This is a genomic window from Natronorubrum sulfidifaciens JCM 14089, from assembly GCF_000337735.1.
Classification (GTDB): domain Archaea; phylum Halobacteriota; class Halobacteria; order Halobacteriales; family Natrialbaceae; genus Natronorubrum; species Natronorubrum sulfidifaciens.
The window spans coordinates 36,022-61,679 of sequence record NZ_AOHX01000030.1; the positions used below are offsets into that span (position 1 = coordinate 36,022).

At 64.2% G+C, this 25,658-nt stretch carries 24 protein-coding genes; 13 read left to right on the forward strand and 11 right to left on the reverse strand.

Annotation, left to right across the window (positions count from 1 at the left end; translation table 11 throughout):
- Positions 1–30: 30 nt before the first annotated feature.
- Genes C495_RS06885 through C495_RS06895 form a run of 3 tightly spaced genes read right to left on the reverse strand, consistent with a single transcriptional unit; the run spans position 31 to position 2,801 of the window.
- Positions 31–327, reverse strand: coding sequence for an SUI1 family translation initiation factor (locus C495_RS06885; RefSeq protein ID WP_008161294.1), 297 nt, complete (start codon positions 325–327; stop codon positions 31–33).
- Positions 328–378: 51 nt separating this feature from the next.
- Complete coding sequence (locus C495_RS06890) at positions 379–2,139, reverse strand: excinuclease ABC subunit C (protein WP_008161296.1); 1,761 nt, start codon at positions 2,137–2,139, stop codon at positions 379–381.
- Between the two features lie 26 nt (positions 2,140–2,165).
- Entirely contained in the window at positions 2,166–2,801 is a 636-nt protein-coding gene (locus tag C495_RS06895) for a hypothetical protein (protein WP_008161297.1), read from the reverse strand.
- Positions 2,802–2,905: 104 nt separating this feature from the next.
- Between C495_RS06895 and C495_RS06900 the strand changes: the two genes are divergently transcribed.
- From C495_RS06900 to C495_RS06920, 5 genes are all read left to right on the forward strand, one after another.
- Positions 2,906–3,175 (forward strand): hypothetical protein, encoded by a 270-nt coding sequence (locus C495_RS06900; protein WP_008161299.1) that lies wholly within the window; start codon positions 2,906–2,908, stop codon positions 3,173–3,175.
- A gap of 88 nt (positions 3,176–3,263) precedes the next feature.
- Positions 3,264–4,196: an ABC transporter ATP-binding protein gene (locus C495_RS06905; RefSeq protein WP_008161301.1), complete on the forward strand. Its 933-nt coding sequence runs from the start codon at positions 3,264–3,266 to the stop codon at positions 4,194–4,196.
- The gene (locus tag C495_RS06910; protein WP_008161303.1) at positions 4,193–5,167 is read left to right on the forward strand and encodes an ABC transporter permease; all 975 of its coding nucleotides are present in this window, start codon (positions 4,193–4,195) and stop codon (positions 5,165–5,167) included. The genes C495_RS06905 and C495_RS06910 overlap by 4 nt, the downstream gene beginning before the upstream one ends.
- Before the next feature lie 101 nt (positions 5,168–5,268).
- Positions 5,269–6,234 carry an ArsA family ATPase gene (locus tag C495_RS06915; protein ID WP_008161306.1) on the forward strand — a complete coding sequence of 322 codons (966 nt, stop codon included), beginning with the start codon at positions 5,269–5,271 and terminating at the stop codon, positions 6,232–6,234.
- Between the two features lie 119 nt (positions 6,235–6,353).
- Complete coding sequence (locus tag C495_RS06920; RefSeq protein ID WP_008161307.1) at positions 6,354–7,526, forward strand: MFS transporter; 1,173 nt, start codon at positions 6,354–6,356, stop codon at positions 7,524–7,526.
- A 33-nt stretch (positions 7,527–7,559) separates the two neighbouring features.
- Here the strand turns inward: C495_RS06920 and ligA are convergent, their stop codons facing one another.
- Together ligA and C495_RS06930 are read right to left on the reverse strand one after the other, a co-directional pair.
- Positions 7,560–9,644, reverse strand: coding sequence for an NAD-dependent DNA ligase LigA (gene ligA, locus C495_RS06925; RefSeq protein WP_008161309.1), 2,085 nt, complete (start codon positions 9,642–9,644; stop codon positions 7,560–7,562).
- Between the two features lie 150 nt (positions 9,645–9,794).
- Complete coding sequence (locus C495_RS06930; RefSeq protein WP_008161312.1) at positions 9,795–10,175, reverse strand: 2Fe-2S iron-sulfur cluster-binding protein; 381 nt, start codon at positions 10,173–10,175, stop codon at positions 9,795–9,797.
- Positions 10,176–10,388: 213 nt separating this feature from the next.
- Here C495_RS06930 and rio1 point away from each other — a divergent pair, with 213 nt between their 5' ends.
- The 7 genes from rio1 (at position 10,389) to C495_RS06965 (ending at position 18,805) form a co-directional block, all read left to right on the forward strand.
- Positions 10,389–11,264, forward strand: coding sequence for a serine/threonine-protein kinase Rio1 (rio1, locus tag C495_RS06935; protein ID WP_008161314.1), 876 nt, complete (start codon positions 10,389–10,391; stop codon positions 11,262–11,264).
- Positions 11,265–11,327: 63 nt separating this feature from the next.
- Positions 11,328–11,831 (forward strand): metallophosphoesterase, encoded by a 504-nt coding sequence (locus C495_RS06940; protein WP_008161316.1) that lies wholly within the window; start codon positions 11,328–11,330, stop codon positions 11,829–11,831.
- A gap of 100 nt (positions 11,832–11,931) precedes the next feature.
- Positions 11,932–12,489: a KH domain-containing protein gene (locus C495_RS06945; RefSeq protein WP_008161317.1), complete on the forward strand. Its 558-nt coding sequence runs from the start codon at positions 11,932–11,934 to the stop codon at positions 12,487–12,489.
- Between the two features lie 332 nt (positions 12,490–12,821).
- On the forward strand, positions 12,822–14,249 hold the full coding sequence (locus tag C495_RS06950) for a short-chain fatty acid transporter (RefSeq protein WP_083902458.1): 1,428 nt from the start codon (positions 12,822–12,824) through the stop codon (positions 14,247–14,249).
- Positions 14,250–14,345: 96 nt separating this feature from the next.
- Positions 14,346–15,596, forward strand: coding sequence for an MFS transporter (locus C495_RS06955; protein WP_008161321.1), 1,251 nt, complete (start codon positions 14,346–14,348; stop codon positions 15,594–15,596).
- Between the two features lie 218 nt (positions 15,597–15,814).
- The gene (gene thsA / locus C495_RS06960; RefSeq protein WP_049890201.1) at positions 15,815–17,473 is read left to right on the forward strand and encodes a thermosome subunit alpha; all 1,659 of its coding nucleotides are present in this window, start codon (positions 15,815–15,817) and stop codon (positions 17,471–17,473) included.
- A gap of 339 nt (positions 17,474–17,812) precedes the next feature.
- Positions 17,813–18,805, forward strand: a complete 993-nt coding sequence (locus C495_RS06965) for an alanine dehydrogenase (protein ID WP_008161326.1) — start codon at positions 17,813–17,815, stop codon at positions 18,803–18,805.
- A 28-nt stretch (positions 18,806–18,833) separates the two neighbouring features.
- Here the strand turns inward: C495_RS06965 and C495_RS06970 are convergent, their stop codons facing one another.
- Both C495_RS06970 and leuS read right to left on the reverse strand, forming a co-directional pair.
- Entirely contained in the window at positions 18,834–19,658 is an 825-nt protein-coding gene (locus C495_RS06970) for a YqjF family protein (RefSeq protein ID WP_008161328.1), read from the reverse strand.
- 170 nt (positions 19,659–19,828) lie between these two features.
- Positions 19,829–22,462, reverse strand: a complete 2,634-nt coding sequence (gene leuS, locus C495_RS06975) for a leucine--tRNA ligase (RefSeq protein WP_008161331.1) — start codon at positions 22,460–22,462, stop codon at positions 19,829–19,831.
- Between the two features lie 317 nt (positions 22,463–22,779).
- Here leuS and C495_RS06980 point away from each other — a divergent pair, with 317 nt between their 5' ends.
- On the forward strand, positions 22,780–23,202 hold the full coding sequence (locus C495_RS06980) for a DUF7522 family protein (protein ID WP_008161333.1): 423 nt from the start codon (positions 22,780–22,782) through the stop codon (positions 23,200–23,202).
- Between the two features lie 65 nt (positions 23,203–23,267).
- Here C495_RS06980 and C495_RS06985 read toward each other — a convergent pair whose 3' ends face one another.
- The 4 genes from C495_RS06985 to C495_RS07000 form a co-directional block, all read right to left on the reverse strand.
- Positions 23,268–23,687 carry an Hsp20/alpha crystallin family protein gene (locus tag C495_RS06985; RefSeq protein WP_008161335.1) on the reverse strand — a complete coding sequence of 140 codons (420 nt, stop codon included), beginning with the start codon at positions 23,685–23,687 and terminating at the stop codon, positions 23,268–23,270.
- 76 nt (positions 23,688–23,763) lie between these two features.
- Positions 23,764–24,222 carry a peroxiredoxin gene (locus C495_RS06990; protein ID WP_008161336.1) on the reverse strand — a complete coding sequence of 153 codons (459 nt, stop codon included), beginning with the start codon at positions 24,220–24,222 and terminating at the stop codon, positions 23,764–23,766.
- Between the two features lie 65 nt (positions 24,223–24,287).
- Positions 24,288–25,100, reverse strand: coding sequence for a prephenate dehydratase (pheA, locus tag C495_RS06995; RefSeq protein ID WP_008161338.1), 813 nt, complete (start codon positions 25,098–25,100; stop codon positions 24,288–24,290).
- 121 nt (positions 25,101–25,221) lie between these two features.
- Positions 25,222–25,587, reverse strand: coding sequence for a group I truncated hemoglobin (locus tag C495_RS07000; RefSeq protein WP_049890193.1), 366 nt, complete (start codon positions 25,585–25,587; stop codon positions 25,222–25,224).
- Between the last annotated feature and the right edge of the window lie 71 nt (positions 25,588–25,658).

Sequence of the window (25,658 nt, forward strand, 5' to 3'; positions counted from 1 at the left end):
CGACTGCCAACAGTGCGTTTCGCGCGGAGATTACGTCTGGACGTCGAAGCCACGGTCGCGAAGCAAGTCGGGGACGCGATCACGGTGGTCACCTTGCAGTTCGATCCGGTTGTCGTCGATCGTCCCGCCCGTTCCGAGCGCCTGCTTCAGTGCCGAGGCCGTCGATTTGAGCTCCGACTGAGAGAGGTCGAACCCCTCGACGATCGTCACCGGCTTGTCGTACCGACGCCGCTCCATCCGGATCGACAGGCGCTGTTCGGCTGTCTCGAGGTCGCCCTGACTGTCGAGTTCCTCGAGGAGATCCTCGAGTTCGTCGTCGTTTGGCATGGTTTAACGTACGCCGTCAGTGAGGATAGTACTGTCCCTGCGGTGTGACGACTACAGCCGCGATTTGATCGTCTCGGCCGTCCGCTCACCAACGCCCGTAACGCTCTGGAGGTCCTCGAGGCTCGCCTCACGGACGTTCTCGACGCTGCCGAACCGGCCCAGCAACCGCTTTCGCGTCTCGGGGCCGACACCGGGGACGTCGTCTAACACCGTCGACACCTCGTCGCGGATCGTCTGGTGGTACTGCACCGCAAAGCGGTGGGCCTCGTCACGCACCCGCTGGAGCAGATGCAAGTGGGGTGCATCACTCGGCCATGAAAACTGGCGGTTGGGCGTGATGACTCGCTCTTCGGCTTTCGCCAGCGCGATTGCGGGCACGTCCCAGCCCACCTCGGCCAGCGCCTCACGGGCGGCCTCGAGTTGCCCCTCGCCGCCGTCGATCAGCAACAGATCGGGGTCGGGCCGGTCGTCTCGTTCCTCGACGGCGCGGCGAGCACGCCACTCGAGCAAGGCTCGCATGTTGTCGTAGTCGTCGTTCTGGTCAGTAAGTTTCTTCCGCCGGTAGTCGGTCGTCTCGGCGCTGCCCTCGACGAAGGTGACGTCGCTGCCGACCGCCGCGGTGCCCTGGGCGTGGCTCACATCGAACCCCTCGATCCGGCGGGCTGCGTCGATCTCGAGGGCCTCGGCCAACAGGGCACACTCGTCGCGCCCGCCGACGTTCCGGCGGGCGTTTTTGAGCGCGAGATCGACGAGCGTGGCCTCCCGTCCCGCGCCGGGCACCCGAACCGAGACGCCTTCGGCCTCGAGCCATGCCGTGACCTCGTCGTCCCCGTGGCGTTCGGGCAAGAGCAGAGCGTCGGGCAGGTCGCGCTCGGCGTAGTACTGGACGATAAAGGCGGCGAGAACGGCTGAAACGCCGCTGTCTGCGTCGAGGGTTGCTCGATCCGTGTCCGCCCCCGGTGCCTCGAGTGTGTGTCGATCCCGGTCGACCAGTTTGCCCCGTTCGGAACGCAGTCGTGCGACGGTCGCGTCCTCGCCTTCGATGGCGACCCCAAGCACGTCGACGCTGCGCTCGTCGCCAACGGACTGAACCGCCTCGCCACCCGCGCCGTGGAAGGCTTCGACGGTCTCGAGTCGGTCCCGGCGATTCGCCGCCCGCTCGAAGCGCTGGTCCTGTGCGGCGGCCTCCATCTCCCGACGGAGTGGGTCGGCGAGGATTCCGGTCTCACCCTCGAGGAAGCGCTTGACGGCAGTCACGTCCTCGGCGTAGCTCTCGAGGTCGATCTCTCGCGTGCAGGGGGCCGTACAGAGCCCCATCTCGTAGTCCAGACAGGGGCGATCGCGACCCGCGTACTTGTGATCCGAACAGCCGCGGATGCCGTAGGTTTCCCGCAGTGCTTTCACGACGGTCTCGACCTGCCCTTTGTTCGTGTACGGGCCGAAGACGGTCGCGGATTCTGCGGGATCGCGAGTGATCTCGATCCGTGGCGCTTCGTGGGCCGTCAACTGGACCATCGGATACGACTTGTCGTCTTTGAGCCGGACGTTGTACCGAGGCTGGTGGCGCTTGATCAGGTTGGCCTCGAGCAACAGCGCCTGCGTCTCGGTGTCGGTAACGGCGATCTCAATCTCGTCGGCGCGGTCGACCATGCGCCCGATCCGGGCGCTCCGCGGGTCGGCGTAGGAGCGCACCCGACTGCGCAGGTCGACGGCTTTCCCGACGTAGAGCGTCGTCCCGTCGGCCTGAAACTGGTAGACCCCCGGCTCACGCGGCAGCGACCCGGCTCGCTCGCGAACCCCGTCGGCGTTCATCGGCGACCCTAGGGTCGCGAGAAGTTTCAGCCTGACTCCTCGGCGTCGGCCGTCGGCTCACCGTCGGGTGCGGCGTCAGCGGCTGGGGCCATCGGCGACGGCCCGATCGCCTCCTCAAGCGTTTCCGGTCGGCCAGCCTCGAGATCGGCGTCAGTGACCGGAATCGCGATGTCGTCGTCGCCGCTGATTCGGATCACGAGCTGGCGTGAGCGCGATCGAACGTAGCGGGCGAACGAGACGGTGGCGACGAGCACCAAGCCGACGGCAGCCGCAAGCAGGGAGAGGTCGAAGACGGTCAGCAGCGTTTCGACGACCTCGAGGACGCTCGCAGCGATCCCCGAGAGGCCGCCGTCCTCGAGGGAAACGCCGCCGACGACGGCGGCCAAACTGGTTGTCGTCGTCACCACGAGCAGGCCAGTACCGAGAAACAGCAAGCCCGTCATCCAGAACAGATGTCTCGGTTCGCTCTCGACGTCGACGGAGACTCGAGTGACGGTCGGCCGGTCGGCGTGGCGGTAGTTCGACCCGCCGCTCTCGTTCCGAAAGACGAGTAGTCGCTGGTTCGTGACGACGACTGTCGCGGCCTCGAGGGCGACGCGTTGCCGTTCGCGCTCGCCTTCGAACAACAACTCGTCGACGTGTTCGCTCCAAGAACCGCTCATCGGGAGCGAGATTCGTCGTCACACCGCAAGTAGCTCGCGGCGACCGTCACGGACTGCGAACGTGACACGGTACATTCTCGGTCGTCGATCCACAAGGGCCGGCTATGAGTGACTCGACGGTGCAGTGCTGGCTCGTCGAACGCGAGTTCGGCGACCGTGACTTCGTGACGATCGTGTATGCGACGCCCGACGGCTCACGCTACCAACAACGACAGCGCTCGTCGACGGCGCTGCGAACCGGGACGGCGGTCACCGCAGCCACGGAGATTCCCGAAGCCGACCTCGAGCCAGTAACCGACGAGGAGCGACGAACTCGATACGCCAACGAGGTCGAGCGAACCGCCGAGCGGTACGATCCGGACGATCCGATCTAGCCGAGAGACGTTTATTCCTCAGAATATAATCGAATATTATCGGTTCGAAGTAACAACTCTTATCGGCGAACGCCATGACCACACAGCTATGCCAGCTATCAGCGTCGATACGCTGACCAAATCCTATGGGCAGACGCTCGCGCTCTCAGACCTCTCTTTCGAGGTCGAGGAGGGCGAAGTGTTCGGCTTTCTTGGTCCCAACGGCGCCGGCAAGTCGACGACGATCAACGTGCTCCTTGATTTCATCCGGCCGACTGCCGGGCACGTGGACGTACTCGAACTCGACGCCCAAACCCACAGCCGTGAGATCCGCTCGCGGACCGGTGTCCTCCCCGAGGGCGTCGAGACGTACGACCGGCTGACGGCCCGCCAACACCTCGAGTTCGCCATCGACTCGAAAGGGGCCGACGACGACCCCGAAAAACTGCTCGAGCGCGTCGGGCTTCACGATGCAATCGACAAAAAAGCCGGCGGCTACTCGAAAGGGATGTCCCAGCGGCTCATGCTCGCGATGGCGCTGGTCGGCGAACCCGAACTGCTGATTCTGGACGAACCCTCCACCGGCCTCGACCCCAACGGCGCTCGCGAGATGCGCGAGATCGTCCGCGAGGAGAGCGCCCGCGGCGCAACGGTGTTCTTCTCGAGTCACATTATGGAACAGGTCGAGGCGGTCTGTGATCGGGTCGGCATTCTGCGCGACGGCGAGATGGTCGCCATCGACACCGTCGCCGGACTGCGCGACTCCGTCGGCGGCGGCACGAGTCTCCGAGTCACAGTCGACCGGATCGACGACGACGCGCTCCAGGCAGTGCGCTCGCTTCCCGACGTCGGCAGCGCCACCGTCGAGGGTCAGACCCCGCCGACGCTGATCGTTCAGGTCGATGGCTCGAAGACCGCAGTCCTGAGCACGCTCGAGGACCACGGTATCGAGGTGCAAGACTTTGCAACGCGTGAGGCCTCGCTCGAGGACGTCTTCCAGTCATACACGACGGACACCGGGACGGGGGTGGAAGCGCGATGAGCACCGACACGGCGACCGGGAGCGGGGAGACGACCGCGCCCTCGAGTTCGATTAACCTCGAGAGCGTCCGTGCAGTGGCGAAAAAAGACTTTCAGGACGCGGTTCGCTCGTGGATGTTCTGGGGGCTGAGCGTCTTCTTTTTCGTCCTGTTGGTCGCGGTCACGGGGACGATTTCGTACTTCGGCGAAGAGATTGCCCAGCAGGGTGCGACGACGGAGGCGCTGGTGCTGTTCGTCAGCCAGATCACACGGCTCGTGATCCCGCTGATCGCATTGATACTGGGCTGGAAAGCGATCGCCGGCGAGCGCGAGACAGGGAGCATCAAGATCCTGCTCTCGCTGCCCCACTCCCGGAAGGACGTCCTGCTCGGGAAACTGCTCGGCCGCTCGGCCGTCCTCTCGGTCTCGTTGATCGTCGGATTCGCCCTCGCCGCCGTCGTCGTCGCGGCACTGCTCGGGAGTTTCGATATCGTTGACTACGTGGCCCTGCTCGTGATGGCGATCATCTACGGCCTCGCCTACACGAGCATCGCCGTCGCGCTATCGTCGATCACGCGGTCGACGACGATCGCCGGCGCGGCGATGTTCGGCGTCTTCATCCTGTTTTACATCGTCTGGAACGCGATCCAGACCGTCTTCCAACTCCTGATGAACCGTGGGACGATCGACGGGGTCAGCTACACGCAAGAAGTCCCCGCTGCAGACGGCACGACACAGCAGATGACGATGGAACGATTGCCTGACTGGGTGTTGTTCATCAATACGATCGATCCGGGCAACGCCTTCCAGAACGCGATCACAGTCCTCAGTTCGAGCGGCAGCAGCGAACTCGGAACGTCGTTCCCCGAGGTGTGGTTCGCCAACGGCGTGCCGTTCTACCTCGAGAACTGGTTCTCCTTTATTATCCTCCTGCTCTGGATCGTCGTCCCGATGGCCATCGCGCTCTACCGGTTCGACCGCGTCGACCTCTAGACGACGGTTCAGTTCTCGGTCTCGAGTCACCCCATCAGCAGCGAGGACACTCCCTGAGAATAGGCCGTTCGTTTAGGTATCGGCCGGTCGTACTCGAGGCAATGACCGACTGCATCTTTTATGGCGGCAAAGGCGGCGTCGGGAAGACGACCTGTGCGGCGGCGACCGGCGTTCGACTCGCCGAATCGGGCCGAAAGACGCTGGTCGTCTCGACCGATCCCGCCCACTCGCTGTCGGACTCGCTCGAGGTCGACCTCGGAAGCGAGCCACAGCGACTCGAGGTCGGCGGGGAGGGCGAGGCGGACGGGCTGTGGGCCGTCGAAATCGATCCCGAGACACAGCAAGAACGATACGAGAGGTTGGCACGGGCGTTAGCCAAGGATCTCCGTAGCGCCGGTATCAGACTCGGCGACGAGGAGGTCGAGCGGATCTTCGCCTCGGGCGCGCCCGCGGGCAGCGACGAACTCGCGGCGCTGGATTTACTCGTCGAGTACGTCGACTCGGACGAGTGGGACACCGTCGTCTTCGACACCGCACCGACGGGCCACACCCTCCGGCTGTTCGACATGCCCGACGCGATCGGCCCGGCACTCGAGACGCTCCAGTCACTTCGCGGGCAGGCCCAGCGGATCGGCACCGCGGCCAAGTCGGCGGTGTTCGGGCCGATGTCGATGATGACCGGCCGCAGCGACGACGAAGAGGAGAGCCTCGAGGCGTTTCAGGCTCGCCTCGAGCGCGCTCGGGAGCTGCTCGTCGATCCCGAACGGACCGAGTTTCGCGTCGTGCTCATCCCCGAGAAGATGGCCATCGCCGAATCCGAACGCCTCGCCGAGACCCTCCGTCAGAACGGCGTTCGCGTCGACCAGCTCGTCGTCAATCAGGTGCTCGAGGACCCCGACGACGACTGTTCGCGCTGTCAGTCCCGCCACGAGCGCCACGAGAAACGGCTCGCAGAGATCCGAGAGACGTTCCCCGGCCTCGAGGTCGTCACCCTGCCCGAACGGGAGGGAGAGGTACAGGGCCTCGAGGCAGTACAGTCGGTCGCCGACGAGTTTCCGGTGGCATAGCGTAGCGATTCCCGCGCTCTGCCTCGAGGTTCGCGTGTGCATCTCACGCTTTCTTTCCACGAATCGGTCAGGCTAAGTATCCGTATCCGCTTTCACCGGAAGTGTTGGGAACGTCGTTGATGCGCTGGCGCTATCGAGACACCGTCCTCGCGCTGTGTACGCTCGCCTTCTTCGTCACGATGGTGGGGAGATTAGCGATCAGTCCGGTCCTTCCCGAAATCGTCGACACGTTCGGCGTCTCGAACGCGGTCGTCGGACTCTCACTGACTGGAATGTGGCTCGCCTACGGGCTCTCCCAGTACCCAAGCGGCGTCCTCGCGGATCGGTACGGCGAGCGGCTGGTCATCCTCGTCGCCGTCGGTGGCTCGGCGCTTGCCGCACTGGCCGTGGCGGTCGCGCCCATGTTCGCGGTGTTCTTTCTCGCGACGATCCTGCTCGGCGCGGTTGCAGGGCTCCATTACAGCGTTGCGACGACGCTGCTGGCCCGCACCTACGACAACGTCGGCACTGCGATCGGCATCCACAACTCCGGGGCGACGGTCGCCGGGTTGCTTACCCCTGTCGTCGTCGCCTGGGTCGCGGTCCGCTTCGGGTGGCGAGCGGCCATCGCCGTCGTCGCGCTGGTGGGGATTCCGTCGGCAGTACTGTTCGCCTGGAAGGTTCGCCCGACCGAGCCTCGCCGCCCGAAGACGCCGCTTCGAGACCGCTTCCAGCTCGGGCCGATCAGTGAGTTGCTTAGCCGGCCACCGATCGCGTTCGCACTCGGGATCGCCATCGTCGGCGAGTTCGCCTGGCAGGGGACCGCCTCGTTCCTGCCGACGTTTCTCATCGAACACCGCGACCTGTCGACGACGCTTGCGGGGACGTTCTTTTCGGTGTATTTCGTCGTGCAGGGCGTTGCCCAAATCGGTGTCGGAGCCGTCTCCGATCGGATTGGCCGAGACCGCGCGCTCGCCGGCTGTATGCTCGCCGGTGTCGTCGGATTCGGGCTCCTCATCACGGCGGCTGGCCTCCCGTCGATCGCCGTCGGCGTCACGCTCGTCGGGATCGCCATGAGCTTCGGCTCGGCGCTCATGCCTCGTTTCCTCCGTGAACTCTCCGCCGAGGAGCAAAACGCCGGCTTCGGCCTCATTCGGACCGTCTACATGATCGTCGCCTCGCTTGGCTCCGTCGTCGTCGGGCTGCTCGCGGACCTGTTCGGCTGGACGATCGCCTTCGGCTTTCTCGGCGCGTCACTGGCTGTCATCGTGCTCGCGCTCGCGATCAACTCGGCGTTCAAACTCGGCTACTGACCTCGAGGACCGGGCCGGCTGACTCAGCCGAACTTACTCGAGGTCGATGCCCTGGTCCTCGAGCAACTCGCGAAACTCGTCCTCGTCGATAATCGGTACGTCGTTCGCCGCCGCGTCGTCGCGTTTCGTCTGGCCGGGGTTCTCGCCGACGACGAGATAATCGGTGTTTCCCGAGACGCTACCCGTTGCGTTCGCGCCGTGGGCTTCGACGATGTCCTGGGCCTCGCCTCGAGTGATGCCCTCGAGCGAGCCCGTAAAGACGAACGTCAGTCCCTCGAGGGCGTCGCCGCCGCGCTCGAGGGCAGATTCCTGTGGCGAGACGTGTTCGAGCAACTCGTCGACGGCCGCGGCGTTGGCCTCGCTCGCGAAGAAGTCGTGGATCTGCCCCGCGACGGTCTCGCCGACGTCGTCGACGCCCTCGAGTCGTTCGGGGTCGGTTTCGGCGGCCTCGCGGACGGCCTCGAATTTGTCGAACTCGCGGGCGAGTTCGCGAGCCGTCGTCGGGCCGACGTGAGGGATCCCCAGCGCGGAGAGAAAGTCCGCGAGCGGTGGCTCGCGGCTGGCCTCGATCTCTGACAGGAGGTTCTCGGCGCTGGTTTCGCCCCAGCCTTCGAGTGCAGTGAGCTCGTCGCGCTCGAGTTCGTAGAGGGCCGCGACGGACTCGAGCAAGCCCGCAGCCACGAGCTGGCGGACGCTCTTCTCGCCGAGGCCCTCGAGGTCGAGGCCGTCGTCGCCCGCGTAGTACTCGATCGAGCGCCGACGCTGGGCGTCACACGCCAGCCCGCCGGTACAGAACGCCATCGGCCCGTCGCGTTCGATAGCGCTGTCACAGACGGGACAGTGCTCCGGGAGGTCGTAATGGCCCTCGCTGTCTTTCTCGACGATCGCCTCGACGTAGGGGATGACGTCGCCGGCCCGCTGGACGCGGACGGTGTCGCCGACGTTGACGTTCTTTTCGGCGATCTCTTCGGGGTTGTGGAGGCTGGCCCGCGAGACCGTCACGCCGCCGACGTCGACCGGCTCGAGCAAAGCCACAGGTGTCACTCGCCCCGTCCGCCCGATCTGGACCGCCACATCGGCGATCGGCGTGATCTCCGCGCGGGCGGGGAACTTGTAGGCGTACGCGTAGCGGTCGTGGCGTGCCGTCCGACCCAGCTCCTCGCGGGCCTCGCGGTCGTCGACCTTGATCACGGTGCCGTCGATCTCGTAGTTCAGCTCGTCCCGGACCTCGAGCATGCGGTCGCGGTAGTCGATGGCGTCGTCGATCGAGTCGACGACCTCGACGCGGTCGTTGACTCGCAGCCCGAACTCGGGAAAACGCTCGAGTTCCTTGCGATGGCTGTCTTCCAACTCGCTCGCCTCGAGCACGTCGAAGAAGAAGACCTCGAGCGGGCGGTCGGCGACGATACTCGGATCGAGTTGGCGGATCGTCCCAGCAGTCGCGTTTCGGGGGTTCGCAAACGGCTCCTCGCCGCGTTCGATGCGCTCGCGGTTGTGGGCCTGAAAGGCGTCTTTCGGCATGTAGACCTCGCCTCGGACGGCGAGGAAGTCGGGATGGTCGCCGTGGAGTCGTTGCGGGACCGAGCCGATGGTTCGGGCGTTTCGGGTGACGTCGTCGCCCTCGCGGCCGTCGCCGCGGGTAACGGCACGCTCGAGCGAGCCGTCTTCGTAGACGAACGCCATCGAGACGCCGTCGAACTTGGGCTCGCAAACGTAGTCGACCGCCCCGACCTCGCGGCGAACGCGGTCGTCGAACTCCCGGACGTCTTCGGGCTCGCCGCTGGCATCGATCGACAGCATCGGCGCGACGTGTTCGACCGTCTCGAACGCCTCGAGCGGTTCGCCGCCGACGCTTCGCGTGGGGCTGTCGGGATGGGCAAGGTCGAAGGCATCCTCGAGATCCTGCAGCCGCGTAAAGAGCGCGTCGTAGGTTCGATCGGCGATGATCGGGTCGTTCTCGACGTAGTATCGACGGTCGTGTTCGCGGATGGCCTCGCGGAGGCGTTCGACCTGTTCGCGGGCGTCTTCCTCGGAGAGGTCCTCGAGCGGCTCGAACTCGGTCGGCGGAGTCCGGAGATACGGGTTGTCTTCGTCTACGGTCGCGTCGCCAGCGGGCATTCGTGCTCGAGGGTTTCGTCCCGGGCCCGTTAACAGTACTGCAGTCACCCGACCCGTTCGGGACGGTTGTCTCGAGCGTCGAAGCGACCTGGCGATCGGGGCCGCGAAATCGACTCGGAACTTCGACCCGCGGATGGCGTCATGAGTGCCTTATCCCCACGGGCTGTCGCCGAGTTCGGCGCGAACCATCGGCCCGACCGCAACGCGACAGTCAGCTTGCGCCATGGCGATACACAACAGGACGTAGCCGTCCGCTCGCTCGTGCTCTGTCAGGGCCTCGGGCTGGCGTCGGTAGTCAAACGCCGCGGCGGCGTCGATCGACCCGCTCTCTTCCGACGGTTCAGCGTCGGAGTCATCCTCGTCGACCGAGCGGAGTCGGCCCACACAGGTCGTACAGGTCCCTTTTCGGCAGTCGTAGGGCAACCGAACGCCATCCCGCAGGGCCGCCTCGAGCACCGTCTCCCGAGGCTCGACCGCAACGGTATCACGTCGGCCGTCCGGCCACTCCAGTGTCACGTCGTGGCCCGTCATCGCCGGGCCCTCGTTCGCGGTCGTTCGTACAGAGGCGTCATACCCGAATGAGGACGGACAGCGAGAAAAGGCTGTGCGCGCCGCCGACTCGAGCGAGCGAGTCATCGATCAGCACACCGTGGACCGGTCCGAACCAGTCTCCCGGATGAACGGTCCAGTCGTCGGTGAACGATACCCAGCACTTTACCCGTCAGAGCGAGTACGAACGGGTAGATGGGACAGGGAACGGAGTTCGGGCTGGTCGACCTCGAGGAGGTCGAGACGCCGGGCGACGAATGGGAGGAAATCGACGTTTCAGAGACCGAGGCCGACCGGATCGCCCGCAAGCGCGACCGGAAGTTCGAGCAGTTCGAAGAGCGGATCAAAGACGCCGACCAGTTCAAAGTCGAGCAGTCGGTGTTCGACGATGCGACGCTGGCAGCGCTGTACAAACTCGTCCAAGACGGCTACGTCGAGGCCTTCGGCGGCCCGCTCTCGACGGGCAAAGAGGCCAACGTCTATCTCGCACAGGGCGACGGCCGCGAGGTCGCCGTCAAGATCTACCGAATCAACGCCTCGAACTTCCGGCAGATGCGCGACTATCTCGAGGGTGACCCTCGCTTCGAGGGGCTCGGTGGCAAGAAAAAAGACGTCGTGCTCGCTTGGACGAAAAAGGAACTGGCGAACTTGGCGCGGGCGAAAGCGGCCGGTGTCCGTGTGCCGGAACCGATCGCCACCGAACGAAACGTGCTGGTCATGGAGTACATCGGCACCGAGGACGGTCGGGCGAAACGCCTCGGCGAAGTCCACATCGAGAACCCGCAGACGGCCTACGAGGTCATGCGTGAGTATATGCGCCGGCTCTACTCGGCCGGGCTGATCCACGGCGACCTCAGTGAGTACAACGTCGTCTTCGATGCACGCGAGGGCCAACTCGTGGTCATCGACCTCGGCCAAGCCGTGACGGTCCATCACCCAAACAGCCGCGAGTTCTTGGAACGCGACTGCCGAAACGTGGCGAGTTTCTTCTCGCGACAGGGACTCGAGGTCAGCGAGGACGACCTCCTCGAGTTCGTTACGGACCCGGAGCCGGACCCGTCTCGTAGCTGAGGGCTGCCCGTCGGAAGCCACCACGCCCGAACGGCTTAGTGGCTTGCCACCGCGAACCACGGTATGCAGATCGGACTCATTTCCGACACCCACGACAACGTCGCGGCGATCGAGCGCGCAGTCGAGATTTTCGACGCGGAAGGCGTCGAGGTCGTTATCCACTGTGGCGACTTCATCGCGCCGTTGATGATCGACTACTTCAGCGAGTTCGAACTTCATGGCGTGCTCGGGAACAACGACGGTGACGCCGCCACGCTGCAGTCGGCATTCGACGCACTGGGTGGCGAGAGCGAACTTCACGGACGATTCGCGGCCCTCGAGTTCGACGGGCTCTCGTTTGCGGTCCTTCACGGCGAGTCCAAAGCGGAGGTCGAGGCGATCACAGCCGGTGGGACGTTCGATTTCGTCTGTTACGGCCACCACCACGAACGAGAACTGTCCGAACAGGGCCGGACGACGGTTCTCAACCCCGGCGCACACGTCCTGCCGGGTTCTGCGGCCGATCGAACGGTCGCGATTGTGGAGACGCGTTCGGAGACGGTGCGGTTCCGATCGGTCGACCCATAGACGGTCCCTCGAGAGACGCCGTGACGGTGTGTGCCCGTCATGCACAGGGGTTTGGGTTCGGACCAAGGTCTTAACCTCGCCCAGCCAGTATCGGGGATATATGCAACACGTGAAGATTCCGCAGGACCGTATTGGCGTTCTTATCGGCGAAGGGGGCGAGACGATGCGCGAAATCGAAGCGAAAGCCGAGGTTCGACTCGACATCGATTCGGAGAACGGCTCCGTCGCCGTCGACACCGTCGGCGACCCCGTGCTCGGGCTCAAAGCGCCGGACATCGTCCGGGCGATCGGTCGTGGCTTCCCACCCGAAGCAGCGCTCCAACTGCTCGAAGACGAGATGATGATGTTCGACCTCGTCGACATCAACGCCGCTGCCCGCAACAAAAACGATCTGAAACGCAAGAAAGGTCGACTCATCGGCGAAGGTGGGCGCACACGAGAGCTCATGGAAGAGCTGACGGGTGCTGAGGTCGTCATCTACGGCTCGACGCTCGGCACCATCGGCACGCCACAGCAAGTCGACATCGTCCGCACCGCAGCCGAGATGCTCCTCGATGGCGCACCACACGGCACCGTCTACTCGTTCCTCGAGGACAAACACAACGAAATGAAACACAAGGGTATGGAGTACCACCGGTTCCCTGGCAGTCAGTCCTGATCGGACACCGACCGAATTCGACTCGAGATCGGACATCTCACCAGGTCCGTCACGCCCTATTCTCGGATCGGTGAGATGGGTGGAGTGACACGTCGTCGCGGCTGAAGGACGAATCGCCTCGAGTAGCGACACCTCTAGTAACAACTGAAGCGAGGTACACATGCATCGCACACCGTCGTGCAATGCAGTGTACAGTGGCGGTCAGTGGCTCCTCTATCGGTCGAACACCAGACGCCACCTCTCAATGAGGTATCGAGTATGTGTTGATATGTCTCGTTAACTCCTGCCATTATATAATCAATATTTATATACTAGTACTGTGATCGACGGATATGACATCAAGTGCCACGGATAGGTCAGCGCTCGAGCGGATGGGTGACGCCATGGCCACCTGGGTCGAGCGGTGGATGCCCAGTCCGTTCCTGTTTGCGATTATCCTCACGTACGTCGTCTACATCGCTGCCGTCATCGGGACGGATGCAGGCGTCTTCGAAGCCGTCGAGTTCTGGTACGATGGCTTCTGGGCGTTTCTGACGTTCGCGATGCAGATGGTGCTCGTTCTGATGACCGGGTTCGTCGTCGCGTACCATCCACGGGTCAACGCCGGAATCCGACGACTGAGTCAGTTGCCCTCGAGCGGGAAACAGGCCGTCGTGCTCGTCGGCATCGTCTCGATGGCGCTCGCCTGGGTCCACTGGGGACTCGGGCTGATCATCGGCGCGATCTTCGCGCGTGAGATGGGGAAAACCGCCCATCAAAACGGGATCGACGTCCACTACCCGTTGTTGTGTGTGGCAGGCTACATGGGGCTTGGACTGACCTGGCACTGGGGACTCTCCGGCTCCGCCCCGCTGTTGCTCGCGACCGAGGGCAACGAGTTCATCGAGATGGGGCTGCTCGAGGGGACGATCCCCACTTCCCAGACGATCCTGCATCCCTACGCGCTGACGCTTACCGTCCTCTCGATCGCGTTCGCCGCAGTCGTGCTCTACCTGCTGAGCCCGGCTCCCGAACGATCGCGGGGGATCACGGAGTACATCCCCGAGTCCGAACTGCTCGAGACGAGCACCGACGGCGGAGACCTGAAAGCTGCGGCCGAGGAGTCGACAGAAACCGAGTCCAAACCACAGGTGCCCGCAGAGCGGATCAACAACAGTCGGCTGATGGGCGGGCTGATCGCGCTGGCCGGGATCGTGATGGTCATCTACACGTTCGCGACGCTCGGACTCGATGCCCTCGATCTCAACATCGTCAACTTCGCGTTCCTGATGGCCGGCGTTGCGATCTACACGCGCCCACAGCTCTACCGGGAGCGCTTCGGGGACGCCTCGAACGCCGCCGCTGGCGTGATCTTGCTTTTCCCGTTTTTCGCCGGCATTCAGGGCATCATGGCGTCCTCCGGTCTCGCCGAGATGATCGCAGAAGGGCTGCTCGCGGTCTCCTCGCCGGCCACGTTCCCGATTTTTGCCTGGCTCGCCGCCGCAGTGACCAACATGTTCATTCCCTCCGGCGGCGGTGAGTGGATCATTCTCGGCCCATCGGTGCTCGAGGCGGCCCAGTCGTACGACATCCCGGCCGCCCACGCGACGATGGCCTACGCCGTCGGTGACGCCCACACCAACCTGTTGAACCCGTTCTGGGCGCTCCCGCTGCTCGCGATTACCAAGATCAAAGCCCGCGAGATGTTCGGCTACGCCATCGCCATGCTGGTGTTGCTGTTCCCGTTCCTCGCGATCATGCTCTACGTCGTGCCGTACTAAACCGAGACGATCGCGCTCGGCGACCGAACCACCACGCTTTCGCCGCTTTCACGGTATTCACATCACTCGACTCACGATATTGATCGACTCCACCCAATGAATCGTCCCTACTACGGCTGGATCGTCGTCTGCGCGTGTTTTCTCGGGACGTTCGTCGTCTTCGGCCTCTCCTACTCCTTTGGCGTCTTCCTCGAGCGAATGGCGACTGACTTCGAGCGCTCTCGTGGCGTGACGACGATCGCCTTCGGCGTCCAGACTCTGTTGCTCTACGTCGGCGCGGTTCTCGTCGGCGTGTTCGTCGATCGGCTGGGGACCCGTCGCATGCTCGCCATCGGGACGGTCGTGCTCTGTCTCGGCTTACTCTGGACCAGCGTGGCGACGACGTGGCTCACGGTCGTCCTCGCCTACGGCGTCGTCACGGGGATCGGGATGAGCATCGTCTACGTCGTGGCGTACGCGACGGTGCCGCGCTGGTTCGACCGGCGGGCAGGGTTTGCCGGCGGCGTCGCCTCTGCCGGACTCGGTGCGGGGATGCTCGTCGTCGCGCCGGCGGCGACCGCGCTCATCGAGCGTGTCGGCTGGCGCTCGTCGTTTCTCGTGTTAGCCGGCGCCGTCGCCGTCCTCTTGCTCGTCGCAACGTTGCTGATCCGAGACGAACCCACGACGGAGCCGGTTCCAGCCGGGGAGTTTCCCGGGGCTGGCGAGGCCGAAACGCGGACGAACAGCGATCGAGAGGACGGCAGTGAGCCGCCATCGCTTCGAGAGCAGTTCGGCGACATCTACGCCGTGGCACGATCGCCGTCGTTCGGGCTGGTCTTCGTCGGCTGGATACTGGTCTATACGACGATGTACATCGTCTTCGTCCACCTCGTCGTCTACGCCTCCGACATCGGACTCTCTCGAGGTGCCGGCGCAACCGCACTCGCAGTTATCGGTGGCGCAAACGCGGTCGGCCGAGTGGGGATCGGCTACGTGTCGGATTACGTCGGTCGCGTTCGCGTCTTCGCCGGCTGTTCGGTACTGATGGGCATGTCGACGCTTACCTTACCAGCGATCGAGACGACGACCGCGCTCATCGCGTTCGCGCTCGTGTTCGGTCTCGCCTACGGCGGGAACGGCGCGTTGCTCGCGCCACTGACCAGCGATCTGTTCGGTCGGGAGAACCTGAACGCGGTGTTCGGACTGATCTCGGGGGCCTTTGCCCTCTCCGGACTCACCGCGCCGTTTCTCGCCGGTGTCGGATACGACGTGCTCGGAACATACACCCCCGCGTTCGCCAGCGCCGGGCTAGCCGCCATCGTCGGTGCCGCAGCGATCATCGCCGCCAAGCGACTCGAGGGGACATAACTCGATCCACCGCCGACAGCGGCCGGAACGTCGCCTCGAGCGAGTCGCTCGCCGCCGATTTGCATCGTCGGAGGGACGAAGAATAATATAAATACTAGGCGAAGCGCCCGGGTGGAACGACGGGAGTGGGCCCTCGTACAGTGATTTGACCCGACAATTCTCGAAAGGCTTATATAGAATCACAATCAATCCTTCGGCTGACTATGGCACAACAGCAGATGGGCAACCAGCCCCTTATCGTTCTCTCGGAGGACAGCCAGCGGACGTCCGGCAAAGACGCACAGTCGATGAACGTACAGGCCGGGAAGGCCGTTGCCGAGTCCGTACGGACCACACTCGGTCCGAAGGGGATGGACAAGATGCTCGTCGACTCGACGGGCAACGTCATCGTCACGAACGACGGTGTCACCCTGCTCTCGGAGATGGAGATCGATCACCCCGCAGCCGACATGATCGTCGAAGTCGCCGAGACCCAAGAGGACGAAGTCGGTGACGGCACCACCAGCGCCGTCGTCATCTCCGGCGAACTCCTCAGCCAGGCCGAGGACCTCTTAGAGCAGGACATCCACGCGACCACGCTCGCACAGGGGTATCGACAGGCCGCCGAGGAAGCCACGGAAGCCCTCGAGGACGTCGCGATCGATGTCGATGCTGACGACAACGAGATCTTAGAACAGATCGCCGCCACCGCGATGACCGGCAAAGGCGCAGAGAGCGCCCGTGACCTGCTGTCCGAACTCGTCGTCGACGCCGTCCAGTCCGTCGCCGACGACGACGGCATCGACACGGACAACATCAAAGTCGAGAAGGTCGTCGGCGGCTCGATCGAGAACTCCGAGCTCGTCGAAGGCGTTATCGTCGACAAAGAGCGCGTCTCCGACAGCATGCCGTACTTCGCCGAGGACGCAAACGTCGCGATCATCGACGGCGCCCTCGAGATCAAAGAAACCGAGATCGACGCCGAGGTCAACGTCACCGACCCGGACCAGCTCGAGCAGTTCTTAGAGCAGGAAGAGGCTCAGCTGCGCGAGATGGCCGAGCAGGTCGCCGACGTCGGCGCTGACGTCGTCTTCGTCGACGGCGGCATCGACGACATGGCCCAGCACTACCTCGCACAGGAGGGCATCATCGCCGTCCGCCGCGTCAAATCCAGCGATCAGGGTCAGCTCGCCCGTGCAACCGGCGCAACGCCCGTCTCGAGCGTCGACGACCTCACCGAGGACGACCTCGGCTTCGCCGGCAGTGTCGCCCAGAAGGAGATCGCCGGCGACCAGCGCATCTTCGTCGAGGACGTCGAAGACGCAAAGGCCGTCACCCTCATCCTCCGCGGTGGCACCGAACACGTCATCGACGAAGTCGACCGTGCGATCGAAGACTCCCTCGGCGTCGTCCGCACGACCCTCGAGGACGGCAAGGTCGTCGCCGGCGGCGGCGCACCCGAAGTCGAGCTCTCGCTCGCCCTGCGTGACTACGCCGACTCCGTCGGTGGCCGCGAACAGCTCGCCGTCGAGGCCTTCGCAGACGCCCTCGAGGTCATCCCACGCACCCTCGCAGAGAACGCGGGACTCGACCCCATCGACTCGCTGGTCGAACTGCGCGCCGACCACGACGGTGGCGAGACCACGTCCGGTCTCGATGCCTACACCGGCGACACGATCGACATGGCCGAGGAAGGCGTCTACGAGCCGCTTCGCGTGAAGACCCAAGCCATCGAATCCGCCACGGAAGCCGCAGTCATGCTGCTCCGTATCGACGACGTCATCGCCGCCGGCGACCTCGCGGTTGCTGACGACGACGATGACGAAGAGATGCCACCGGGCGGTGGCATGGGCGGCGGCATGGGCGGTATGGGCGGCGGCATGGGCGGCATGATGTAAGCGGGATTCGAAAGATCTCGACTATTCGAGCGGGGAACGACGTAACTCGCTCGCCGAACCCAGAAAGCCTCTCAGCTCCCCTGCGGGACCGGCACCCGGCCCTTGCGGTGGGAGCCCCGTACTACCGCTCGAGCGCCAATCGAGTCGGCCCACGTCGCGGTTCGTCGTCGCTTCCGACTTGAGTCCGCTCCTGCACTCGAGTCACCGACCGCGGCGACCGATTGTTTTGTTCGTGATTCGACGCGCTTCGAGTGTCATCGTTCTACACACGTGGAGGCATCGCTGTCGAAAGTGATGATATTCGATCCATCTAAGTAGTCACTCGCAATATTCGCCACCATGCAGACGCTTCTCTTGGACAGCAGTGATGTTGACGAACACGCCGCGCTTGCAGACGTCATCGACGCGGTCGAACAGGCCTTCGGGGCGTTCGAACGCGGTGACACACAGATGCCCGCGAAATCCTATATTGATCTGCCCCAGTACAACGGCGATTTCCGGTCGATGCCAGCGTATTTAGCGACCGACGAGTGGGACGCCGCCGGGCTGAAATGGGTCAACGTCCACCCGGACAACCCCGCCGAGTATGACCTGCCGACCGTACTGGGGACGATGATCTACTCCGATCCGGAGACCGCGTTCCCGCTGGCCATCATGGACGGGACGATGCTCACGATGAAACGCACCGGCGCAGCGGCAGCCGTCGCCACCGACTATCTGGCCGTTGAGGACGCCACGACGCTCGGCATCGTCGGCGCAGGCGTCCAGTCGTACACGCAACTCGAGGCCATCAGCGAAGTCCGCCCGATCGAGGAGGTCGTCGTCTCCGACCTCGACGAGGACCGCGTCGAGCGATTCGTCGAGGCGTTCGGCGACGCATTCGACGTCCGCGCCGGCTCGATTTCGGAGGCTGGCCACTGCGACGTGCTTTCGACGGTGACGCCGGTCGAAGACCCGATTGTCGGCCTCGAGGACGTCGGCGAGCACACCCACGTCAACGCCATCGGTGCCGACGCGGAAGGCAAACACGAACTCGCCGACGAACTGTTGCAGGCGGCGCGGATCGTCATCGACGACCACGAGCAGTGTACTCACTCCGGCGAGATCAACGTCCCCTACCACGAAGGCGTGTTGACTGACGACGACATCCACGGCGAGATCGGCGAACTCGTCGTCGGCGCGAAAGACGGCCGAACCGACGAGACGGGCGTCACCGTCTTCGACTCGACCGGGCTGGCGATTCAGGACGTCGCCGCAGCCCATGTCGTCTACGAGAACGCCCACGCTGACGGCGCCGGCTACGACTTCGGTCTGATCGACACCGAGCGGTAGTCTGCAGACGTCCGCAATAGCGCCATCATTACGCGTCTCGAATCCAACGCGGAATCGAACCCGTCATCGGAAGCTCACCACAGTAGTACGCGACGGGTTCACCGGTCGGCTCCGGGAGGTCGATTGCCTCGAGCATCGTGTTTTCCTCGACCGTCACATCGGCGGGCTGTAGCGGCCAGCGCTCGTGTGCGATTTCGCCGGACAGGACACCCCTGCGTTCGGCGGCGTAAAAGCGCCGTCGCTCGGTGAGCCAGTGGGCGAGCGTCCCTGACTCCGGCCTAAACACGGCACCGTCGGGGCGATACGTCGCTGAAAACCGTGCGGGCGTTCGCTCGACGTGAAAGCGTGGGCGGACGCCAGTCCCGGTCTGGCCGCGCGTACTCGAGAACGAGACAGTCTCGCCGTCGGTGCTGACCCGCATATGGGCGTGATAGACCGGCAATCGGATCGTTCGACCCACTGCGGCGGCGATCAACGGACTTCCGACATCGATACTGAAAAAGAACAGACCGGGATCGCCGCGATAGCGGACGTACGTCCGGACGTTGAGTTCGGCGACCGCCGTCCGGAGGGCCGGCGGCGTTCCACGGATTCCGACGTCCGTGAGCACGAACGAGAGCACGCTCATCCAGGCGTCGCCGTTTCGCGTCTCGAGTGTCAACTCGTCAGGCACGTGCGGTCGAAGCGCGTCGGGGTCGACCGGCCAGTTGACGAACAGGCCGTCACGCCACGTCATCGACGCGATGTGGGGTGCCGTCGGCGACGATCCGTCGCCGAACGTCCAGTGAAACGGGTCCGTACGCGCGCGCGTTCGCGACCGTTGCCGCGTCTGTCGGGTATGCTGATCAGTCATCCTCGAGCGAGAGCCACGTGGCCGTATCGGACGACACGACGGACAGCGACATAAATCGGACAGCCGTCTGTCAGAATCGGAGATGGTTTCGTCGGCATACTCCCGAACAGTCGAAAGCACAGCGGTCGGCCAGCGAATCGGACCGCTGTCACTCGTGCCCGCAGCGTCTCTCAGTCGTCGATCTCGATCGCTGGCCGACCGGGTTCGGCGTTTTTGAGGACGCTGTCGTCGACAGCGTCAGCGCGAACGACCGACACCGGCGCGTCGAACTCGCGTTCGATCAGCCATGCGGCAGCTTCGAGGGCGTCGTGTTCGTCGTCGGGCTCGAGCGTCATCGACAGCGCTTCGCGTTCGGCCTGCAGGTCCTGCCCGTAGCTGGCGGCGGCATCGCCCTGTTCGCGGATGTGTGACTCGCCCATGAGTTCGCCGATCAGGTTGGGTGCGTCGCTCTCGATGGCGATCTCCAAGGCATCGTACTTCCAGTCGGGGGCGATGACGACGTCGATCGCCTGCGGATCGTCGATGCCGGCGACGTCGATGATCTGGCGGACGTCCTCGCGCGTGTTCTCGACCAGCTGACGGCGTTTCGAGACGTAGTCGTAATCGACGTTCGCGGTCGGCCACTCGGCGTCGACGACGAAGCCATCGTTACCGAGCGCATCGTGAAGCTCCTCGGCCAGATGCGGGGCGACGGGGGCGAGCAGTCGAACGACGGCCGCCAGCCCGCGCTCGTACGTCTCGGCGTGGGGCTCGGTGTAGTCCGCATACTGGCGCAGCGTCCGCACCAGATCCTGCGTTTCCCGCAGCGCCCGGTTGAACGTCAGGTCGTCGTACTCGTCGGTGGCGATCGCGATCGTCGCGTCGATCTCCGCGTCGACGTAGCTGGCGATCGCGTCGGCGTCGCCGTCGGGTTCGTTCGTAGTGTAGTCCTCGACCATCCCCTGCAGCCGCGTGAGGAAGGCGTACGTCGAGCGAACGCCCTCCTCGCTCCAGTCGAAGTCACGCTCGGGCTGGGCGGCCTGCATCATGAACAGCCGCGCGGTGTCCGCGCCGTACTCTTCGACGATCCGCTGGGGCGAGACGACGTTGCCTTTCGATTTGGACATCTTCTCACCCTCGAGTTGGACCATCCCCTGAGCCAACAGATTCGTAAACGGCTCGCGGTGCTCGAGTCCTTCGTTGTCGGCGATGACCTTCGTGAAAAAGCGCGAGTACAGCAGGTGCATCACGGCGTGTTCGATGCCGCCGACGTACTGGTCGACCGGCATCCAGTCGTTGGCCCGCTCCAAGTCGAAGGGAGCGTCCTCGAGGTCCGGCGAGACGTACCGCAGGAAGTACCACGAGGAGTCGACGAACGTGTCCATCGTGTCGGTCTCGCGGGTCGCCTCGCCGCCACAGTCCGGACACGTCGTTGCCTTCCACTCGTCGGCGGCGTCGAGTGGGTTCCCAGTCGTGTTGATGAACTCGGGTAACTCGACCGGCAGGTCCTCGTCGGGCACCATCACGGGGCCACAGTCGTCGCAGTGGATGACCGGGATCGGCGTCCCCCAGTAGCGCTGGCGGGAGATCCCCCAGTCACGAAGCTGATACTGGGTTGCTTCCTCGGCACTGTCGATATCCGCCGTCAGGCGCTCGCGGGCTGTTTCGCTGTCGAGGCCGCTGTACTCGCCGGAGTTGACGAGCACGCCGTCGTCGGTGAACGCCTCCTCGCTGACGTCCGGCACCTCGTCTTCGCTGGGGGCGATAACGGGTTCGATGTCGACGCCCATCTTCTCGGCGAAGGCGTGGTCGCGTTCGTCGTGACCGGGAACAGCCATCAGCGCGCCCGTCCCGACGTCAGAGAGGACGAAGTCGGCGACGTAGACCGGGATCTCCTCGCCCGTGACCGGGTTCGTCGCGGTCAGGCCCGTCTCGACGCCGTTGGGTTCGTCTCCCTCGGGATCGGCCTCGTGTTCGATGAACTCGTGAACGGCGTCGTCCTCTTCGGCGAGTTCCTCGCTGATCGGGTGGTCGGGCGCGAGCGCGAAGAACGTCGCCCCGAAGATCGTGTCGACGCGGGTCGTGAAGGCCTCGACGGGACCATATCCTTCGACTTCGAAATCCAGTTCCGCCCCGTACTGGCGACCGATCCAGTTGCGTTGCATCTGGCGCACCGAGTTCGGCCACCCCGCTAAGTCGTCGATCGACTCGAGCAACTCGTCCGCGTACTCGGTGATCTTCAAGAACCACTGCTCGAGTTCGCGCTGTTCGACGGGAGTGTCACAGCGCCAGCAGAGTTCGGCTTCGCCTTCGACCTGTTCATCGGCCAGCACGGTCTCACACTCGGGACACCAGTTGACTTCGGCGTCCCGGCGCTCGACGAGCCCTTCGTCGTGGAACCGAGAGAAGAGCCACTGGTTCCACTGGTAGTACTCCGGCGTACAGGTCGCAATCTCGCGCTCCCAGTCGTAGCCAAAGCCCATGGCCTCCATCTGGTCGCGCATCGTGTCGATGCAGTCGAACGTCCAGTCGCGCGGGTTGGTGTCGCGCTCTTTGGCCGCGTTTTCGGCGGGGAGGCCGAACGCGTCCCATCCCATCGGGTGGAGAACCTCGTCACCGGTCATCCGTCGGTAACGGGCGTAGGCGTCCGTGATCGTGTAGTTTCGGACGTGGCCCATGTGGAGTTTACCCGACGGGTACGGGTACATTCCGAGGACGTACGTCGGATCGTCGACGTCATCGGACGTCCGATAGGCGTCTTCGTCGTCCCACGCCTCCTGCCAGCGTCGTTCGACCGCTGCATGGTCGTATCCCGCGTCACTCATTGCTGTATAGATGTCCGAACTCGCTCCTTATAATGACTGCGAGGCGCGTACCTCGCCTCGAGGCCGTAATACAGGTCGGGACGGCGGCGAACCACCGCCGTTCGCACACCTGCTATAGTAACAACTGAAACGATTGACACACGCATCGCACAGCCGTCGTGCGATGCGGTGTGCATTGACTTTCAGTGGCTACTATAGTTATCCGTCGATGCACACGACTCGAGTGTACTTCGAACAGCACACAAATCCGGACATATCGGCGTTTCAGGTCCTGTGTAGCCGAAATACTTGACCACTATGGCGACCTATACGGTGCGATGAGTCAGGAACGATTCACCACCGACATCTCGACCGCACTGGCCGACGAACTCGTCAGTATCGCTCGAACCGGACTCGGCGACGAGCTTCGCAGCGTCATCTACTTCACGCCGACGACGTTCGACGTCCTCTACGTCAGACAAGACATCTACGAGTCGCACGAAGACGCTCGCCGCGCCAAATCACCGCTGGTCGACCTCGAGTCCGTCGGGTTCGTGGAAGCGCCCGTCCGCAGCGCGCTCTCGGGGTCCGACGGCAGCATCGAACTCGGCCCGTACTCGTTTACCATCCGGGTCCACGACGACGGGTTCGTCGTCAGAAAACTCGTCGGTGACGTCGGCGTGCTCCTGACGACCGGCAGTATGGATATCGCGGCGTTCAGGGATGCAGCGACCGCGATCGAACGACATCTGCGCCAGTAGGTGGTTTCGACAGCCGATAGTCGTTCACTGCGAACGGTCGCCGCACAGTCGCCGTCGTTCCCTTTTCACTCGATATCGATCTCTCGAGAGGACTCGCCGCTCGTGACTTTCGGGAGTCGGACCGTCAACACGCCGTTTTCGTGGCCTGCCGTGACCGACTCCTCATCGACCGGCTCCGGCAGTCGAATCCGACGACTCACCGACGTTCGAGTCCGCTCGCGTCGGAGGTAGTGGTCGTCTTCGTGTGTGAAGTCCGCTCCGCGGTCGGCGTCGAGGTGAAGGGTCCCCTCCGAGAGCGTCAGCTCGATGTCGGCGGTCTCGTAGCCCGGCAGATCGGCCGTGACGACGTACTCCTCGTCGGTATCGACGACGTTGACCGGGACGGAGCCAGGGACCTGTAGCCCGCCGCTGGTCATCCCCGACTCGACCTGCTTGCTCACTCGGTCGAGCATCTCCTCGATCTCATCGAACGGGTTTCCTCGCATATCCGAATCTACGCCCTCGAGCGGGATAAATTCTGCCCGGCACTCGAGGTCAGAAGACGGCTCGAACTCGAGTGCGCTATTCCGGCAGTGTCACCACCCCATCGTCGAGCGCGTCGAGCAGCACGTCCCGTGCGTGGCCGTCCGGGTCGACGTTCTCGTAGACGGCCTGCACCTCGCCGTCGGCGAGGACAAACGTCGTCCGCGTGGTCACGCCGCTGTCCCGCAGGTCGACGTCGAACGCGCCAGCGATCTCGGCGTCGGGGTCGGCCAGCAGGTCGAACTCGAGGCCCTCCTGCTCGCAGAACGACTGGTGGGAGTCGACATCGTCGGTCGAGACGCCGTAGACGTCGACGCCGGCCTCTCGGTAGGTCTCGCGCTCGCGCTGGAACTGGTTCGCCTCGATCGTACAGCCGGGGGTGTCGTCTTTCGGGTAGAAGTAGACGACTGTGGGCTCGTCGAACTCGAGCGTTACTGCCTCGCCGTCTTGGGTTGGTGCGGTCACGGTCGGGGCGTCGTCGCCTGCGGTGAGTGGCATGGTCGTACTCCAGCGAGACGGAGAAAAACAGTTTGTGGTCTCCTCGCTGGCTTGGTCCTCGAGTCCTACCCGACGACGTGTTCGGTGTCGTACGATCCCAGTCGCCGAACCCAGCCCTTCTCGGCCAACGCCGCTACGTCCTCGATCGCTTCTTTCGTCCGCGCCTCGTAGAGGCCGGCCTCAATGTCGATGTGGAAGATGTAATCACCCAGTCGCTGGCCGCTGGGGCGGGATTCGACCCGCGTCAGATTGATGTCGCGGTCGGCAAAGGGCTCGAGTAGTTCGAGCAACAGGCCGGGATAGTTCGCGTTCGGGTAGACGACGAGCGTGGACTTGCCGCCGCCTTTCGAGCGCTCCTCGGCGGGGGCAAGCGCGAAAAACCGGGTCGCATTCGAATCCTGATCCTGAATGTCCTCGGCCAGCACCTCGAGGCCGTCGCCGCCGTTGTCGGGATGGCCGATACCGGCGATCGAGGGGTCGTCGCGGGCGAACTCGACGCCCTGTGCCGTGCTCGCGACGGCCTCGAGGGTGGCGTCGGGATACTCACGGTCGAGATAGGAGCGACACTGTGCCAGCGCCTGGGAGTGGCTGGCGATCGTGTCGAACTCCGACCCCTGGGCGAGCAAGGCGTGTCGAATCGGCGTCACGATCTCGCGGACGACGGCAACGTCGTACTCCGAGAGCGCATCGAGGCTCTCCGTGACACTGCCTTCGATGCTGTTTTCGATCGGGATCACGCCACGGTCGTACTCGCCGCCGGCGACCGCGTCGACGATGGCCGTCACCGACTGCCGGAAGGCGATCTCGTCGCCGTTTGCGATGGCGGTGGCGGCCCGGTGTGAGTACGTTCCTTCGGGGCCGAGCGTAACTGCAGTCATTGGGTTGTGATACCGGGGACGGGATCAAAAGACCTCGGGTCCGGCGCGTCGGCGCGAGTACGCCCGAGACAGCCGGCGCTGTGCCACCGGCTCAGCGACTCGCTCACCGTGTTGCCGTCGATCAGGCCGTCGCCGTGACGATCGCGTCCTCGTACTCGCTGATGGCTGTGAGGACTGCCTCGCGGTCGTCGACATCGACATCGAACTGCTCGAGCGCCGCCTCGAGGTGGGTTGCAATCGCGTCGAAATCAGATTTCGTGATTCCGAGGTCGTCGTGTGCGGCTTCCATGTCAGCACCCGTATACTCGACCGGCCCGCCCGCGACGGCGCTGATGAACTGGGTCTGGTGGGCCCGCTGGCGCTGCATATCGACGTCGTCGAAGTAGTGGGCGACCTGGTCGTCCGCGACGACACGGTCGTAGAATTCGTCGACGACCGCTTCGATCGCGTCCTGTCCGCCGAGTCGCTCGTAGAGAGTCTCGCTCATCCGCCCAAACGTACCGAGGTGACCCACATAAACTCACGGTCGAATATGTTCTTGAGAGTGGGGAGCGGCTG